This is a genomic window from Neorhizobium vignae, from assembly GCF_000732195.1.
Classification (GTDB): domain Bacteria; phylum Pseudomonadota; class Alphaproteobacteria; order Rhizobiales; family Rhizobiaceae; genus Neorhizobium; species Neorhizobium vignae.
Genome location: NZ_JNNU01000011.1, coordinates 62,678 through 78,897, shown reverse-complemented (window position 1 = coordinate 78,897; position 16,220 = coordinate 62,678). Strand labels below are relative to the sequence as shown.

The 16,220-nt window shown below is 63.1% G+C and carries 18 protein-coding genes; 14 read left to right on the top strand and 4 right to left on the bottom strand.

Features of this window, described 5'->3' with window-relative positions; genetic code table 11:
• Positions 1-64 precede the first annotated feature (64 nt).
• Positions 65-1,591, top strand: coding sequence for a sensor domain-containing protein (locus GQ59_RS19290; protein WP_084683226.1), 1,527 nt, complete (start codon positions 65-67; stop codon positions 1,589-1,591).
• Between the two features lie 75 nt (positions 1,592-1,666).
• Here GQ59_RS19290 and GQ59_RS19285 read toward each other — a convergent pair whose 3' ends face one another.
• On the bottom strand, positions 1,667-2,218 hold the full coding sequence (locus tag GQ59_RS19285) for a MarR family winged helix-turn-helix transcriptional regulator (protein ID WP_051904071.1): 552 nt from the start codon (positions 2,216-2,218) through the stop codon (positions 1,667-1,669).
• A 117-nt stretch (positions 2,219-2,335) separates the two neighbouring features.
• On the opposite strand from GQ59_RS19285, the gene GQ59_RS19280 reads away from it, so the two are divergent.
• The 5 genes from GQ59_RS19280 (at position 2,336) to GQ59_RS19260 (ending at position 8,106) form a co-directional block, all read left to right on the top strand.
• Positions 2,336-3,868, top strand: coding sequence for an MDR family MFS transporter (locus tag GQ59_RS19280; protein WP_037084122.1), 1,533 nt, complete (start codon positions 2,336-2,338; stop codon positions 3,866-3,868).
• Positions 3,869-3,905: 37 nt separating this feature from the next.
• Positions 3,906-4,916, top strand: coding sequence for a ligase-associated DNA damage response exonuclease (locus GQ59_RS19275; RefSeq protein ID WP_037084120.1), 1,011 nt, complete (start codon positions 3,906-3,908; stop codon positions 4,914-4,916).
• 55 nt (positions 4,917-4,971) lie between these two features.
• Complete coding sequence (locus GQ59_RS19270; protein ID WP_037084119.1) at positions 4,972-6,597, top strand: cisplatin damage response ATP-dependent DNA ligase; 1,626 nt, start codon at positions 4,972-4,974, stop codon at positions 6,595-6,597.
• 109 nt (positions 6,598-6,706) lie between these two features.
• A complete protein-coding gene (locus tag GQ59_RS19265; protein WP_037084391.1) occupies positions 6,707-7,660 on the top strand; it encodes an alpha/beta hydrolase family protein in 954 nt (317 codons plus the stop codon).
• A 26-nt stretch (positions 7,661-7,686) separates the two neighbouring features.
• Positions 7,687-8,106, top strand: a complete 420-nt coding sequence (locus GQ59_RS19260) for a thiol-disulfide oxidoreductase DCC family protein (RefSeq protein ID WP_037084117.1) — start codon at positions 7,687-7,689, stop codon at positions 8,104-8,106.
• A gap of 17 nt (positions 8,107-8,123) precedes the next feature.
• Here the strand turns inward: GQ59_RS19260 and GQ59_RS19255 are convergent, their stop codons facing one another.
• On the bottom strand, positions 8,124-9,005 hold the full coding sequence (locus GQ59_RS19255) for an NAD(P)/FAD-dependent oxidoreductase (RefSeq protein ID WP_037084115.1): 882 nt from the start codon (positions 9,003-9,005) through the stop codon (positions 8,124-8,126).
• A 136-nt stretch (positions 9,006-9,141) separates the two neighbouring features.
• On the opposite strand from GQ59_RS19255, the gene GQ59_RS19250 reads away from it, so the two are divergent.
• The 4 genes from GQ59_RS19250 to GQ59_RS19235 all read left to right on the top strand — a co-directional run bounded on the left by GQ59_RS19250 (position 9,142) and on the right by GQ59_RS19235 (position 12,383).
• Positions 9,142-9,609 carry an Rrf2 family transcriptional regulator gene (locus tag GQ59_RS19250; RefSeq protein ID WP_037084113.1) on the top strand — a complete coding sequence of 156 codons (468 nt, stop codon included), beginning with the start codon at positions 9,142-9,144 and terminating at the stop codon, positions 9,607-9,609.
• Positions 9,610-9,730: 121 nt separating this feature from the next.
• Entirely contained in the window at positions 9,731-10,507 is a 777-nt protein-coding gene (locus GQ59_RS19245) for a L,D-transpeptidase (protein WP_084683232.1), read from the top strand.
• A 221-nt stretch (positions 10,508-10,728) separates the two neighbouring features.
• Positions 10,729-11,430 carry a L,D-transpeptidase family protein gene (locus GQ59_RS19240; RefSeq protein WP_037084389.1) on the top strand — a complete coding sequence of 234 codons (702 nt, stop codon included), beginning with the start codon at positions 10,729-10,731 and terminating at the stop codon, positions 11,428-11,430.
• Between the two features lie 68 nt (positions 11,431-11,498).
• Positions 11,499-12,383: an aminoglycoside phosphotransferase family protein gene (locus GQ59_RS19235; RefSeq protein WP_037084109.1), complete on the top strand. Its 885-nt coding sequence runs from the start codon at positions 11,499-11,501 to the stop codon at positions 12,381-12,383.
• 44 nt (positions 12,384-12,427) lie between these two features.
• On the opposite strand, the gene GQ59_RS19230 is transcribed toward GQ59_RS19235, so the two are convergent.
• Positions 12,428-12,913 carry a MarR family winged helix-turn-helix transcriptional regulator gene (locus tag GQ59_RS19230; protein WP_051904070.1) on the bottom strand — a complete coding sequence of 162 codons (486 nt, stop codon included), beginning with the start codon at positions 12,911-12,913 and terminating at the stop codon, positions 12,428-12,430.
• Positions 12,914-13,069: 156 nt separating this feature from the next.
• On the opposite strand from GQ59_RS19230, the gene GQ59_RS19225 reads away from it, so the two are divergent.
• Positions 13,070-13,492, top strand: coding sequence for an organic hydroperoxide resistance protein (locus tag GQ59_RS19225; RefSeq protein WP_037084108.1), 423 nt, complete (start codon positions 13,070-13,072; stop codon positions 13,490-13,492).
• A gap of 47 nt (positions 13,493-13,539) precedes the next feature.
• Here GQ59_RS19225 and GQ59_RS19220 read toward each other — a convergent pair whose 3' ends face one another.
• Positions 13,540-13,998: a MarR family winged helix-turn-helix transcriptional regulator gene (locus GQ59_RS19220; protein ID WP_037084107.1), complete on the bottom strand. Its 459-nt coding sequence runs from the start codon at positions 13,996-13,998 to the stop codon at positions 13,540-13,542.
• Positions 13,999-14,052: 54 nt separating this feature from the next.
• Between GQ59_RS19220 and GQ59_RS19215 the strand changes: the two genes are divergently transcribed.
• Genes GQ59_RS19215 through GQ59_RS19205 form a run of 3 tightly spaced genes read left to right on the top strand, consistent with a single transcriptional unit; the run spans position 14,053 to position 16,198 of the window.
• A complete protein-coding gene (locus GQ59_RS19215; protein ID WP_037084105.1) occupies positions 14,053-14,805 on the top strand; it encodes a DUF899 domain-containing protein in 753 nt (250 codons plus the stop codon).
• A 41-nt stretch (positions 14,806-14,846) separates the two neighbouring features.
• Entirely contained in the window at positions 14,847-15,326 is a 480-nt protein-coding gene (locus tag GQ59_RS19210) for a DUF1579 domain-containing protein (protein WP_432762597.1), read from the top strand.
• Positions 15,327-15,385: 59 nt separating this feature from the next.
• On the top strand, positions 15,386-16,198 hold the full coding sequence (locus GQ59_RS19205; RefSeq protein ID WP_037084104.1) for a VOC family protein: 813 nt from the start codon (positions 15,386-15,388) through the stop codon (positions 16,196-16,198).
• Positions 16,199-16,220 lie beyond the last annotated feature (22 nt).

Below are 16,220 nucleotides of genomic sequence, written 5' to 3'. Positions count from 1 at the left end.
CTATACGGCAACTTGGCGCGAGTTCCCGCGTATTTTCTTTGGAAAATGAAAAGGAGGCACTCGGATGGCGGGACCCATGTCGCATAGCATGCCCTTGGCTTTTGTCGACCCGCTGGACGAACTCTGCAGCCGCCTCCTGCGCGTTTCCGCCGACAGCGAGATAGATCTCGACATCGCGCTGGCCACCCGCGAACTTGAAACCCGCACTCTTCTCGATCAGCTCCCGGACTTCATTTACGTAAAGGATCGACGCGGCCGCTTCGTCTTTGCCAATGCCGCAGCCGGGCACAGCAGCAAGCTGCACAAAGGCAACGATCTGATCGGCAAGACGGATTTCGATATCCTCGATCACGAAACCGCACGCGAACTGTTTATCGTCGAACAGGAGATCATGTCGACCGGCGTGGCGATCGAAGGCCGCGAGGAACGCGTCAAGCTCGGCGACGGCCGCATGCTCTGGCTCACCACCTCCAAAATGCCGCTGCGCGACGTTCAGGGTCAGATCGTCGGCCTGGTCGGGATTTCCCGCGACATTACCGAACGCAAACGCCAGGACGACCGCCGGCACGGCCATGCGCGTCTTCTCGAGATGATCGCCCGGGGCCAGCCTTTGTCGGCGGTCCTGGATGCGATTGTCAAAACGGTCGAAGATGAGCTGGACGACGTCATCACCTCGGTTCTGCTTCTTGAAGAGGGTACGGACCGGCTGCGCCACGGCGCGGCGACCCGCCTTCCGCCCGCTTATGTGAAACTGATCGATGGCATCGAGATCGGCCCGAAGGTCGGCTCCTGCGGCACGGCCGCCTGGCGGCGCGAACCGGTCTTCGTCAAGGACGTGCTGGCCGATCCGCTCTGGGACAATTATCGCGAACTGGCGTTGAGGTTCGGCTTCCGCTCCTGTTGGTCGACGCCGATCATGGGCGCCGACGGGCAGGTGCTGGGCACGTTCGCACTTTATTCCGATGCGCCGCGCGAGCCGACCGAGCTCGAGCTCGAACTGACCGCGATGGCGACCGACATCGCCGGCATCGCCATTGAACGTGCGCGTGCGGAAGAGCGCATCCAGCACATGGCGCATCACGATCCGCTGACCAGCCTTCCGAACCGCACGCTGTTCTGGGCGCAGTTCAGCCGCGCCCTGCACGAGGCCCGCCGCGAGAAACGCAAGGTCACGGTCGCCTATCTCGATCTCGACAATTTCAAGCAGATCAACGATACGCTGGGGCACGCGGCCGGCGACGAGGTGTTGAAAACGCTGTCGTGGCGCATGGTCAACTGCGTCCGAGTCACCGATCTTCTGGTTCGCCTTGGCGGCGACGAGTTCGCGATCGTCTTCAGCAATGTCAGTCAGGACGAGCTCGGCCTGGTGCGCCGGCTTCAGGAGTTGCGGACCGCGATCGCGAAACCCATTGTCATCGACGGCAAGAGCGTCATCGCCACCTGCAGCATGGGCGTCGCCTTCTTCCCGCAGGACGGTGATACGCCGGAAGAACTGCTCGCCCGCGCCGACCGTGCCATGTACGAAGCCAAGGACCTGGGCCGCGACCGCCTGCGTGTTTCGCATGTGCCGGGCGATGGTCTCGGCATTTAGGCTTTCGTATCAGGGGGGCGCTACTGAGATAACGCCTGTCTCATCGATAGCCCTGTCTTCCGCAATGCCGGAAACTTATGGCCTCGGCTGAGGCGCCTCGGAGAGCTCGCCTTCCGTCGACTTTTCCGCCGTCACGAAGACCTCTTCGAAACTCGACACGAACTTTTCGAACAGCACCGAAAAGGCATTGAGTTCGTCTTCGGGCCAGTCCTCCAGGACGCGTGCCAGCAGCGTGCGTTTGACGGCTCGGATCTCGGCCAGCAGGCTGTCGCCGAATTCGGTGCGCACGACCAGCGAGCGGCGGCCGTCCGCCTGGGAGGCATCGCGGCGCAGGATGCCGCGGGCGACGAGATCGGCCACCAGCCGGCTGCCGCGCGAGGGGTCGATGCGCATCGCCTCGGCGATAGCACCCACCGTCACCTCGCCCTCGATCCGGCGCATCACCTCCAGCACGTCGAGATGCGAGATTTCCAGGCCCGGTGCGATATTGGCGATCGCCGTGCGGCCGATGATCCGCCGGCCGATCAGGATCCGCATCCGCCCGAGCGTTTCGCCCACGCGGGCCACGTCCTCGGGAGCCGGGGAGGCGACGGCGGGTTTCGGGTTCAAATGGCTCTTCGTTGTCATGGGATGAACATATCAAAGCGCATAAGGCTTTCCAACCGTTCTTTGCGCAGCGCATCAGAGTGCCGTTGACATTTATATGCTGAAGGCACATAAATTTCCGACACTTTGGATAGACCCATGGATATGACCCGCCCGGCCCATGTGCCGCTTGTCGCCAACCACCGCCAGCGGTTGGTGATCTTCTGCTTTTTGCTGACGGCGCTGTTCATGGCGACGCTGGACAACCAGATCGTCTCGACGGCGCTGCCGACGATTGTCGGCGAGTTCGGCGAACTGGAGCGTTTCGGCTGGATCGGTTCGGCCTATCTTCTCGCCAGCAGCACCTCGATGCCGATCTACGGCAAGCTTGGCGATCTGTTCGGCCGCAAATACGTGATGCTGGCGGCGATCGTCATCTTCACCATCGGTTCGCTCACCTGCGGGCTTGCCTGGTCGATGGATTCGCTGATCGCCTCGCGCGTGCTGCAGGGTTTTGGCGGCGGCGGCATCATGGTATCGATCTTCTCCATCAATGCCGACCTGTTCGAGCCGCGCGAGCGGGCGAAATACCAGAGTTATTCGAGCCTGGTGATCATGGCCTCGGGCAGCCTCGGGCCGCTGCTCGGCGGCACGATGAGCGAACTGTTCGGCTGGCGGTCCATCTTCCTGATCAACCTGCCGGTCGGCATCGTCGCGGTCACCGGCATTTCGCTTCTGCTTCCCTATCGCCGCCCGATCCGCAAGCCGAAGATCGATTATCTCGGCGCCGTCCTGCTGGCGGCAACGGTTGCGAGCGTCGTCGTCTGGGCCGACAGCGTCACGCTGTTCGGTTCGCTGGTCGCCTGGCAGTCGATGGTCGTCGTGGCGATCGGCGCCCTCTGCGCCATCCTCTGGGTGTTCGTCGAGGGACGCGTGCCCGAGCCGATCGTGCCGCTGAAACTTTTTCGCGATTCGACCTTTTCGCTGTTCCTGATCGTCTCCTTCTGCACCGGCGCGGTGGCGATCGGCATGGCGAACTATTTCGCGCTCTTCCTGCAGACGACCACCGGCCTGTCGCCCACAACCGCGAGCTTCTGTTTCGTCGCCACGACGCTCGGCATCGTCATCGGCTCGCTCACGACCGGCCGGCTGATCTCGATCAGCGGCCGCTACAAGCCGTTCACGCTGCTCGGCCTGTCGCTGAATATCGCCGCCCTGTTCATCCTCTCGCAGCTTCCGGTCGGCACCCCGATCTATGTCATCCTCGGCTTCATGCTGCTGCAGGGACTGGCGATCGGCTTCGGCCAGCAGGCGCCGATCATCGGCGTACAGAATTCCGCCCCCCGCGAGGATGTCGGCGCGGCAACCGGCGCCGTGACGCTGATGCGCATGGCCGGCGCCTCGATTGCCATCTCGGTCTACGGCGCGATCATCGCGGCCGGCATCAGGGGCGTCGGCACCAGCATTCCGGGCGTCGAGGACATCGGCTCGCTGACGCCGCTGATGATGCTGGCATTGCCTGAACCGTCACGGATCGCGGTCCATACGCTCTACACCGAGGCCTTCACGCCCGTGTTCCTGGCCGGCAGCGCCATGGCGCTGATCGGCCTCATCGCCGCCCTGATGCTCAAACCGGTCCGTCTGCCGCAGGCGGTGATGGCCGAAAACAAGCCGGCCGGCGCCTCGGAGTGATCTGGCATCGCGGCGTTTTTGCCCTATCTTCAGCGGCATGAAACCAGAGGCGCTGCTTCATCCCACCCCGGCCGGGCTGTTCTGCCCCATCGGCCGTTTCCATGTCGATCCGGTCCGTCCCGTCGAGCGGGCGCTGATCACCCACGGCCATTCCGACCACGCCCGCGCCGGCCACGCCAAGGTTCTGGCGACGCGCCAGACGCTCGACATCATGCGGCTTCGCTACGGCGAGGATTTCTGTGGTGAGGAACAGGCAGCCGCCTTCGGCGAGGAGATCGATGTCGACGGCGTGCGGGTGAGTTTTCACCCGGCCGGCCACGTGCTCGGCTCGGCCCAGATCGCCATCGAGAAGGACGGGCTGCGCATCGTCGTTTCCGGCGACTACAAGCGGGGCATCGATCCCACCTGCGCACCGTTTGAGCCGGTCGCCTGCGACGTCTTCATCACCGAGGCGACCTTCGGCCTGCCGGTCTTCCACCACCCGGACCCGAAGGACGAAATCGACAAGCTGCTGACCTCGCTGAAACAGTTTCCCGAGCGCAGCCATCTGGTCGGCGCCTATGCGCTCGGTAAGGCGCAGCGGGTCATCCGGCTGATCCGGGATTGCGGTTATTCCGAACCGATCTTCATCCATGGCGCATTGGCGAAGCTCTGTGATTATTACGCCGGCCAGGGAATCGATCTCGGCGACATCAGACCCGCGACCATCGAGAAGAGCAGTCCCGACACCTTCAAGGGTGCCGTCATCGTCGGCCCGCCCTCGGCCTTCCAGGATCGCTGGGCACGCCGCTTCAACGAACCGCTGATCGCCTTTGCCTCCGGCTGGATGATGGTGCGCCAGCGCGCCAAGCAGGGCGGCGTCGAACTGCCGCTGGTCATTTCCGATCACTGCGACTGGCCGGAACTGCTGTCGACCATCAAGGAGATCGGCCCGAGCGAAGTCTGGGTGACCCACGGCCGCGAAGAGGCTCTGGTGCGCTGGTGCGAGCTGAAGAACATCCCCGCCCGGCCGCTGCATCTGGTGGGTTACGAGGACGAGGGGGATTGATGGGGTTACACCATATTAGTGGTGCCGCCGGCACCCCCTTAACGAGGTGGGAAAAGTGAAAGCCTTCGCCACCCTCCTCGACCGCCTCGTCCTCACCCCGTCGCGCAACGGCAAGCTCACCCTGCTCGCCGACTATTTTCGCGATACTCCCGATCCCGACCGCGGTTATGGCCTTGCCGCTCTCGCCGGCGGGCTCGATCTGAAAAGCGTCAAGCCGGCCATGCTGCGCGATCTCGTGCTGGAGCGCATGGACCCCGTCCTCTTTCAGTACTCCTACGACTATGTCGGCGATCTCGCCGAGACCATTTCGCTCGTCTGGGATGGCGGCGCCAAGGATGTGATCGACGATGACCACCAGCCGCGCCTGAGCGAAGTCGTCACCAAGATGAACTCGCTCGGCCGCACGGAGGTGCGCTCCGCCGTCCGCGATCTGCTCGACAAGCTCGATACGTCGAGCCGTTTCGCCTTTCTGAAACTCGTCACCGGCGCGCTCCGCATCGGGGTCTCGGCCCGTCTCGCCAAGCAGGCCTTGTCGGACATGAGCGGCAAGGATGTCCCGGAGATCGAGACGCTCTGGCATGGGCTGATACCGCCCTACGAACCGCTGTTCGCCTGGCTGGAAGGCAGGGCGGAAAAGCCGGTCCTTGCCACGCCGGCGATCTTCCACTCGGTCATGCTCGCCAATCCGGTGGAGACGGGCGATCTCGAAAAGCTCGATCCGGCCGATTACGCCGCCGAGTGGAAATGGGACGGCATCCGCGTCCAGATGTCGAGTTATGGCGGCATCAAGAAGCTCTATTCCCGTTCCGGCGACGACATCACCGGTGCCTTTCCGGATGTCGTCGGGTCGATCAATTTCGAAGGCGTCATCGACGGCGAACTGCTGGTCGGCGGCACTGCCCGCTCCAACAATCCGACGCGCACCTTCTCCGACCTGCAGCAGCGGCTGAACCGCAAGACGGTGACGGGCAAGATGCTCGATGACTACCCCGCCTTCGTGCGCGCCTATGACCTGCTGTTCGAAAGCGACCTCGATATCCGCGCCGAAAGTTTTCTCGAGCGCCGCAGACGCCTCGGCGACATCATCCAGGGGGCGCCGCATGACCGTTTCGATCTCTCCGATCTCGTGCCCTTCACCACCTGGGACGAACTCGACCGCATCCGCATCGCCCCGCCCGATCCGGTCATCGAAGGAGTGATGATCAAGCGCAAGGACAGCCCCTACCAGGCCGGCCGCCTCAAGGGCCCGTGGTTCAAGTGGAAGCGCGACCCCTACAATATCGACGCGGTCATGCTCTATGCGCAGCGCGGCCACGGCAAGCGCTCGAGCTATTATTCCGATTTCACCTTCGGCGTCTGGGCCGAGACGCCCGACGGCGAGGAACTGGTGCCGGTCGGTAAAGCCTATTTCGGCTTTACCGATGCGGAACTCGAAGTGCTCGACAAGTTCGTGCGCGACAACACCGTTGATCGTTTCGGGCCGGTCCGGGCGGTGCGTGCCGAGCGGGATTTCGGCTTCGTGCTGGAAGTCGCCTTCGAGGGCATCAACCGCTCGACCCGCCACAAGTCGGGTGTCGCCATGCGTTTTCCGCGGATCGCCCGCCTGCGCCTGGACAAGCTGCCGCGCGATGCCGACCGGCTGTCGACCTTGACCGCTATGCTGGATGCCAAGACCGGCTGAAACCCGTTGCCGTTCCCGAATCGTTGAATGGACAGCGCCTTTCGCGAGTGCTGAAATCGCAATAGCGCGCAACGCAGGAATGGATTCCGCAGACATGGCATCGAAAGACATGGCATCAGACCGCATCATCGCCCCGAATTTCCCCTCGCGACAGGATGGCGTCACCCGCCGCGCGATTCTGGCCGGGGCCGCCGGTCTCTCGGCTGCAGCCATGCTGCCGGCCGCGGCCCGCGCGCAATTTCCCGTCCCCGAGGTTCCGCCGCTTGAAAAGGAGGATTACGGCGACGCTCGCCGGCATTTCCACACCAACCTCATCCGCAAGGGCCCGTCCCCGGAACAGTCGCCTCCGCTCGGCACCCCCGCCGGTTCGAAGAAGGTGATGTATCGTGGCGGACCGAACGGCTCGATCGAACTGATCGCCTGGATCTCGCTCTATGAGCCTTCCGCGAAATTGAAGCCCGCGGTCCTTTTCCTGCATGGCGGCAACGCCACCGGGGACGGCCACTGGGAACTGATGAAGGGCTATTGGGAAGCGGGCTACGTCGTCATGCTGCCCTCGTTCCGAGGCGAGAACGGCCAGGCCGGCAATTATTCGGGCTTCTACGACGAGACATCGGATGCGCTCGCTGCCGCAAGCTACCTGGAGGATCTGCCGGGGATCGACAAGAACCGCTTCTTCCTCGCCGGCCATTCGAATGGCGGCACACTGGCGCTGCTCGCCTCGATGACGCGAAAGTTCCGCGCCTCCGCGCCGATCTCGGCCGGCGTCAATTCCTGGCGTTATTTCGGCCGGTTCGAGCGCGAAGTGCGTTTCGACGAGACCGACCAGAGGGAATTCATCATGCGCTCTTCGGTCTGCTTCGGCCACAGCCTCAAATGCCCGACGCTGCTGCTGCGCGGCACCGAGGAACGGCCCTTCGACGCCGATCACCGGCTGCTGATGGACCGGGCGAAATCAGCTGGCGTCTCGATCGAGGCGAAGCTCCTGCCCGGCAATCACAACGGCGTTGTGCCGGGCGCTGTCGCCGAAAGCATCCGCTTCTTCAATCAGGTCACGGGTTGAGGCCGAGCCTTCGCCGGAGCGCATGTATGAGCGGTACTGACAGAATGGATTTGGGCGGGCCGATCATCGTCTTCGATGCGATGTGCGTCCTGTGTTCGGCCAACGCCCAGTTCGTGCTTCGACATGATCGCACCGCAAGGTTTCGCCTGGCGTCGATGCAGGGCGAGGTCGGCGCAGCGCTTTACCGTCGGTGCGGGATCGATCCCGAAAACCCCGAAACCATGATAGTCGTGGATGGGCAAAGCGTCCTGCGCGACAGCGATGCAGTCCTGGCAATCTATGAGGGGCTCGGATGGCCCTGGAAGGGGCTGTCGATCGTCAGGCTGGTGCCGCGGTTCATTCGCGATCCGCTTTATCGCCTGGTTGCCAGAAACCGCTATCGCATCTTTGGACGGCGAGAGGCCTGCTGGCTTCCGTCACCGGAACAGGCTCGCCGCATCCTGTAAAGAGGGTGTCGCAAGAATTACCCGAACATCAGCGACCGGTGCGTTCCTGCGCCCGCCATGGCGCCGTCACCGACGGAAATCGCCACCGAGCCCGCCGCGCGGGCTGCATCCCCGCAGGCGAAAACGCCGGGAATGCTGGTCTGCTGGGTCATGTCGGTGCGGATGAATTTGCCCACCGGGCCGTCCTCCAGGGCACAGCCGAGCTGTTCGGCAATGGGGCTTGCCAATTCCGTCCGGGACAGAACGAAAAGTCCGGCGAAACTCAAGGCCCGGCCATCCTGCAGCAGGATTTCGGCATGGCCGCCGATCGATGAGATCGGGGTTTCCTCGATGGTGACGCCGCGCGCGGCCAGCTGGCCGGCCTGTTCCTCGTCAGGCCGGAACGCACCGTTGAGCAACAGGGTGGTCGGTCCCCAGTCGGGCAGCATCAGCGCGTGATGCATCGACATGGCGGAGACGCCGATCACCCCTACCGGCCCGCGGTTCAATTCGTAACCGTGGCAATAGGGGCAATGAAAGACGCTTTTGCCCCACCGGTCGATCAGGCCGGGGACCTCGGGCAGGTGATCCCTGACACCCATGGCAAGCACCAGCCGTTTCGCCGCAAGCTCTTTGCCGCCCGCTGTCACCGAGAACCCGGCTTCGCTTTTGCGTGCATCGTCGGCCCGTGCGTCGAGCCATTCGACGGTCGGATAGGCCATCAGCTGGGAGCGGGCCGCGCTGGCGATGATCTCGGGCCGTTCCCCGTCGCGGGTCAGGAACCCATGAGAAGTCTCGGCAAAACGGTTCCTGCGGCGACCGTCGTCGATGACGAGAATACGCCGCCGGGCGCGGGCGAGCTGCAGGGCTGCGGAGAGGCCGGCATAGCTGCCGCCGATGACGATCGCGTCGTAATCCATGCGAAATTCTCCTTGTGTGTCTCGAAACAACATAAGTTACATGATGAGGCGCGGTCAACAGATTTGTAACTTATGTTGTTGCGAATGAATGCGCGTGTTAGAAATGGATGGCCGAAAACGCGTAGGGAGCGCCGCGATGAGACACGACAGCCGCCTGTCCCGCATGCTGCATGTACTGATCCATATGGATCGCCACGAAGGTGCGGCCACGTCGGAAACCATTGCCGCGATGCTTAACACCAATCCGGTCGTGGTCCGCCGCACCATGGCGGGGCTTCGGGATAAGGGCTATGTGCGCTCAGAAAAGGGCCATGGCGGCGGCTGGACGCTGGGTCGCCCCCTGTCGGAAATGACGTTGCTCGACATTTACGAAGCGGTGGGCCAGCCTGCGGTCTTTGCCGTCGGCCCTGCCTGCGACCAGCCGGCATGCCTGGTGGAGCAGGCGGTCAATGCGGCCCTTTCCGAAGCTTTCGAGGAGGCGGAGAAGCTGCTCCTCAGCCGCTTCGGCAAGGTGACGCTGGCAGATATCGCCCGCGATTTCGATGCTCGCATGGCACGCTATCCGGAATCGGCGGCCCGTGCCGGTGCTGGCTGGCACACGTGAACGGGTTCACCAGCTTCGCGCCAGCCGCATCTGCCATTGTCGGCCGGACGTCATCTGCTGGAAGCGGGTTCCCATGCCATTCTCCTTTCGACCTTTCCGCCGACCCCTTGGCCTTTCCGCCATGCTCGCCGCGTCCGCGGCTGTCAGTGGCTGTCAGATCCCCTTGGTCACCGATACCAGCCGCATGAACCCGGACGTCTTCGTGCAGCAGACGGCGCCGGTCTTCAACGTCGCGCCCTATGCCGATCCGCCGTCGAACCAGCCGCCTCCGATGCCGGGCGCCATCCCGCACAAGCGCCAGCTCTATCCGTCGACCTTCCACCAGACCTACGGACTGCCGGTTTCCAATCCGGTCCACCGGGCCATGTACGGCGTCATCCGCGACGACGGCCACACGCTTCCGGCCATCCCCTATTCGCGCATCGATTCCCGTTATCTGCGCCAGGACGTCGATTACCGCACCAACGAAGCGCCGGGCACGATCGTCGTCGATACCAGGGAGCGGTTCCTCTATTTCGTGCAGCCGGGCGGCAAGGCGATCCGCTACGGCGTCGGTCTCGGCAACGCCGGTTTCTCGTGGCAGGGCCGCGGCGTCATCCAGCGCAAGGCGGAATGGCCGCGCTGGACGCCGCCGGACGAGATGGTCGCCCGCCAGCCGGATCTTCGCAAATTTTCGGCCGCCGAGGGCGGTGCCAATCCGGGCCTCAACAATCCGCTCGGAGCCCGCGCGCTCTATATCTTCAAGGACGGCCAGGACACGCTCTACCGCGTGCACGGCACGCCGGACTGGCAGTCCGTCGGCAAGCAGACCTCGTCCGGCTGCGTGCGCATGCTCAACCAGGATGTCATCGACCTGTTCGACCGCGTTCCTTCGGGCACGCCGATCGTGGTCATCTGACCGCGGAAACATTCCTTCAACGAAGAAAGAGAGCGGCATTGCCGCTCTTTTTTTCGTTGTCTCAGGGGTTTGAACTGCCGTGTAGGTCTCGTGAATAGTTGATTAAGGACCGCGGACCTATCTTGCAGCTCAAGGAGCGAGTCGGAACCTTTCGACCGCCCTGCCGTTAAAGAGCGATTTTGCTGTTCCCTGCGTTTTACTATCGAGCGGTCCTGCCCCAGATGATCCTGAATCCTGCCTTTTCCCGCCGGAGTTTCTTGTCTTTCCTCGGCGCGGGCGCAGCCTCCACGCTTGCCGGCTGCGCCTCGTCCGTGCCGCGCCCGCTGGCGACGACGGTTGCCTTCCGTCCGGAGCCTGTTGAAGGCCCGTCGTCGGAACTGGATGTCATGTACGGCTCCGTGGTCGATGGCGGTTTTGTCATCCCGGCGGTTCCCTATCGCCAGATCAACCCGCGCTATTATCGCCAGCAGGTCGTCGATCCGACCGGCGAACGCCCCGGCACGGTGGTGGTCGATACGGCCTCGCGCTTTCTCTATCTCGTCGAGCCGGGCGGCACCGCCATGCGCTACGGCGTCGGCATCGGCCGGGAGGGTTTTGCCTGGCAGGGCGAGGGCGTCATCCAGTGGCGGCAGAGATGGCCGAAATGGACGCCGCCGGACGAGATGGTCGCGCGCCAGCCGGAACTGACCAGATATTCGGCGAAGAACGGCGGAATGCCGCCCGGCCTTCTCAACCCCCTCGGCGCCCGCGCGCTCTATATCTTCCAGAACGGCAAGGACACGCTCTACCGCCTGCACGGCTCGCCGGAATGGAACTCGATCGGCACCGCCGCCTCGTCGGGCTGCGTGCGGCTGATGAACCAGGATATCATCGACCTCTACGACCGCGTGCCGGAAAAGGCACGCATTGTGGTCTGGCAGTAATTTCTGTCACAGACAGTTGCTAGTCATCCCCGGCGCAACCTGGATCTCGCGCCGAAGGGGATTTGTGCATGGTCGAGATCGACACCGCTCTCGTGAAAAGCCTGATCGCCGCCCAGTTTCCGGATTGGGCGGGTCTCCAGGTGAGACCGGTCGCGATCGGTGGGTGGTGCAACCGCACCTTCCATCTCGGCGACACCATGTCGGTGCGTCTGCCGAGCGCCGAACGGTATGTCGCGCAGGTCGAAAAGGAGCACCGCGTCCTGCCGGCACTGGCCCCGCAACTGCCGCTTCCCATTCCCGTGCCCCTCGGGCTCGGAAGGCCGGGCGAGGGTTATCCCTGGCCCTGGTCGGTCTATCGCTGGATCGAGGGCGAGCGCTCGGGGCTGCAGAGCATCGCGAACCTGACGGAATTTGCCGAGGATCTGGCCGATTTCCTCTTGGCGCTCTGGAAAATCGACGCTGCCGATGGCCCGCCCGCCGGCCAACATAATTTTTACCGCGGCGGCGCGCTGGAAGTCTATGACGCGGAGACACGCCGTTCGATCGATACTCTCTCGAGTGAAATCGATGTGCCGCTGATTACCGAGATCTGGGAGAGGGCGCTCGCCTCGACCTGGGAGAACAGGCCGGTCTGGGTGCATGGCGACGTCGCTGACGGCAATCTGCTCGTCCGTGACGGGCGGCTTTCCGCGGTGATCGATTTCGGCAGTTCCGGCACGGGCGATCCCGCCTGCGACCTCGTTATCGCGTGGACGCTGTTCGACGCACCGGCGGCCCGCGCTTTCCGCGATCGGGTCGGGCTCGATGCGCGGACCTGGGAAAGGGCGCGCGGCTGGTGCCTTTGGAAGGCGCTGATCACGGTCGCCGGCGAACCCGGCACCAATCCGCTCGTCAAGGAAGAGCACCGTACTTGGATCGACCGGATCGTCGTGGATCATCTCGGCAGGGAATGACTGCCTCCGCCGTTGTCACTTGGCATTGATGGCGCCCCAGGCGATCAAGCAGATGGCAGTGTCTCTTTTTCGCTCCCCGCCTTGGTCAGCCTCTGCTTCAGCGCGATCAATTCGTCGCGCAGCGCCACGGCCTCTTCGACACTGCAGCCGACGGCCTTGCCGATCGCACCGGCAACGCCCGCCGCCTGGGCTTTCAGCTCCGCTCCCTTTTTCGTCAGCGAGATCCTCACCTGCCGCTCGTCGTCGCGATCACGCTTGCGGGCGACGAGGCCGGATTGCTCGAGGCGCTTCAGGAGAGGGGAGAGCGTGCCGGAATCGAGCCCCAGCCGGTCGCCGATCGCCTTCACCGGCTGGTCGTCCTCTTCCCAAAGCGCGATCATCACCAGGTATTGCGGATAGGTGAGCCCCAGGGGCTCGAGCAGCGGCTTGTAGGTACGCGTGAAGGCATGCGCCGCGCCGTAGATCGCAAAGCACAGCTGCGCATCGAGCTTGATTCCCAAATTGTCCGGATCGCGCGGTTTTTTCTGCATGGCCGGTCCTGTTTTCACGTAGCTGTGCTCTATCTTTTTCGGCAAACCCATTTTCGCAGGCTTGACGGGAAATTGCAATGCGCGTAATTAGATTGTGCGCAATTGAATTGCGGACGATATTCATCACGCTGAACCAGAACCAAGGGAGTTAGACCCATGCCCATTCTCTACACCACCAAGGCTTCGGCCACCGGCGGCCGCGCCGGCCATGGCGCCTCCGAAGACGGCGTCCTCGACGTCACGCTGACGGTTCCGAAGGAACTCGGCGGCGATGGCGCCCGCGGCACCAATCCGGAACAGCTCTTTGCCACCGGTTATTCCGCCTGCTTCCTCGGTGCGCTGAAATTCGTCGCCGGCAAGGAAAAGGTAAAGATCCCGGACGACGCCAAGGTGACGGCAACTGTCGGCATCGGCCCGCGCGAAGACGGCGGCGGTTTCGGCATCGAAGTGTCGCTTCTGGTCGACATTCCGGGCATGGACAAGGCCCAGGCCGAAGACCTCGCCGCCAAGGCCCACATCGTCTGCCCCTATAGCCACGCGATGCGCACCTCGACCGAAGTGCCGGTCTCGGTCGCCTGATCGTTCTGAAAGTTTCAAGATGAAGAGCCGGCCTTCGGGCCGGCTTTTTATTTGAGGGTATTGAGCGTCGCCCGCAGCTCTTCCGGCCCGCCCTCGCCAAGCTCCGCGTCGATCTCCCCATGCACCCGTATCCAGATCGGCAGTGCGGCGGAAAGCATGGTCATTCCGTCGTCCGTCAGGCGCAGGAGCCGGCCGCGCCGGTCCTTCGGATCGACGGTGGTTTCGACCAGGCCGCGCCGTTCCAGCACTTTCAGTGCCGCCGTCAGCGTCGTGCGGTCCATCGCGAGCAGGCTGGCGACCTGGCCCATCGGAGCCGGCTGCGGCCGGTTCAGCGACATCATCAGCGAGAACTGCCCGTTGGTGAGCCCGATCGGCTTCATCGCATTGTCGAAACGCCGGGCCAGCGCCCGCGCCGCCCGTTGGACATGCAGACAGAGGCACGTGTCGCGTACCAGCAGCGTCGTCGAAAAGGGAATCACTTCGATAGTCGGGATATTTGACAGCATGGAAAGAGTATGTTGATATCAACTTATTCTGTCAAGCATTGGAGGAGGCCTGTCATGGATGTCACCATGTCCCCGAAAAACCCTGTCGTCGGCCGCGAGGAGTGGCTCGAAGCCCGGCGCAAGCTGCTGGCTCTGGAAAAGGAAGAGACCCGTCTGCGCGACAAGGTGCGCGCCGAACGCCAGGCCATGCCCTGGGTAAAGGTCGACAAGGACTACGTGTTCGACACTGCAAAGGGCAGGAAGTCGCTCGCCGAACTGTTCGACGGCCGCAGCCAGCTGTTGATCTACCATTTCATGCTCGGTCCGGATTGGGATGCCGGCTGCCCGGGCTGCTCGTTCCTGTCGGACCATATCGACGGCACGCTGCCGCATCTCAACAACCACGATGTCACCTTCATCGCAGTCGCCCGCGCGCCGCTCGACAAGATCGAGACCTACAAGAAGCGCATGGGCTGGAAGTTTCCCTGGGTCTCTTCCTTCGGCAGCGATTTCAATTTCGACTATCACGTTTCCTTTTCCAAGGAAGACCTTGCCAAGGAGAAGGTGTATTATAACTTCCGCGAAGTGCCGCCCTCCGAGGCGCATGATGAGCTGCCGGGCCTTTCAGCCTTCTACAGGAATGAGGCGGGCGAGGTCTTTCATACCTATTCCAGCTATGCCCGAGGCGGCGAAGAGCTGATCGGCACGCTGATGATCCTCGACCGGGCGCCGCTTGGTCGCAACGAGGATTCGACGATGAACTTCGTCAAGCGCCACGACGAATACGAACAGAAGCCACAAGAGACGGCTTCATCCTGCTGCCATTGAACGGGTTCATTCTGGAGCTTCGAAAAGAGGAGGAGGAAAAGATGAGCGCGATGGAAATGCCCAAACCCCAGGCCGAGCACGGCTTTCTGGAAAGAATGGTCGGCCTCTGGCAGGTGACATCCACCAGCATGGGCCATGACGAAAAATGGGTGGAAGTCTGCCGCTCGCTGAACGGCATCTGGTTCGTCGCCGAAGGCAGCGGCGAGATGCCGGGTGGCGGTGGCCCCGCCACCACCATTCTCACGCTCGGCTACGATCCGGCCAAAGGCAGATATGTCGGCACCTGGCTCGGCACGATGATGAACCATCTTTGGGTCTATGAGGGTGACGTGTCCGAAGACGGATCGACGCTCAATCTCTATACGACCGGCCCGGATTTCGCCAATCCCGGCAAGACCGGCGACTACCGCGAGCAGATCATCTTCTCGGATGAGGATCACCGCATCTTCAATTCCAGTGCCAAACAGCCGGACGGCACCTGGCAGCAATTCATGGAAGCACATTACGCCCGCAAGCGCTGAGCCTTGCGGGTGCTCGATCAACGCGTCGAACGGCGCAGTCATTCGGAGAGGAGACGACCATGTTGCAGACCGTTACGGGGACCAGATCGGAGACCCATGGCAAATTCATCTGGGTCGAGCTGATGACGCCCGATACCGATGCCGGCGGAAAATTCTATTCGTCGGTGGTCGGCTGGAAGGTCAAGGCGATGAGCATGCCGGATCTCCCGGCCTATTACCTGTTCGAGATGGGCGAGGGCGACAATTGCCCGGGCATCGGCGGCATGATGAACTTTCCGCCGGAACTCGAAGGCAAGATCCCGCCGAACTGGACCGGTTATGTCGCGGTCGACGACGTCGACCAGACGGCCAGGGATTTCGTCGCCAATGGCGGCCGCGTCCAGCGCGAGCCGGAGGACATTCCGGGTATCGGCCGGTTTGCCGTCGTCGCCGACCCGCACGGTGCTGTCATCTGCATCATGACGCCGCTGCCGATGGAAAATCCGCCTCAGGAACTCGCCCCGGATGCCGTCGGCAATGTCGGCTGGCGCGAGCTTTATGCCGGAAATGGCAAGGAAGCGGTCGATTTCTACGGCAAGATGTTTGGCTGGAAGCTCGACCATGATTTCGACATGGGACCGATGGGCACCTACCACATCTTCTCCCATAACGGCCGGCAGATCGGCGGCATGATGACCAAGCCGGCGGAAGTGCCGATGGCCTGCTGGTGCTACTATTTCATCGTCGACTCGATCGACGCCGCCATCACCCGGTTGACGGCAGGCGGCGGCAAGGTCGTCCACGGCCCGATGGAAGTCCCCGGCGGCTCCTGGATCGTCCAGGCGCTCGATCCGCAGGGCGCTTTCTTCGCTCTGACTTCCGCGAAGAAGTAAGCGGCACAGTCTGTTTTGGCGG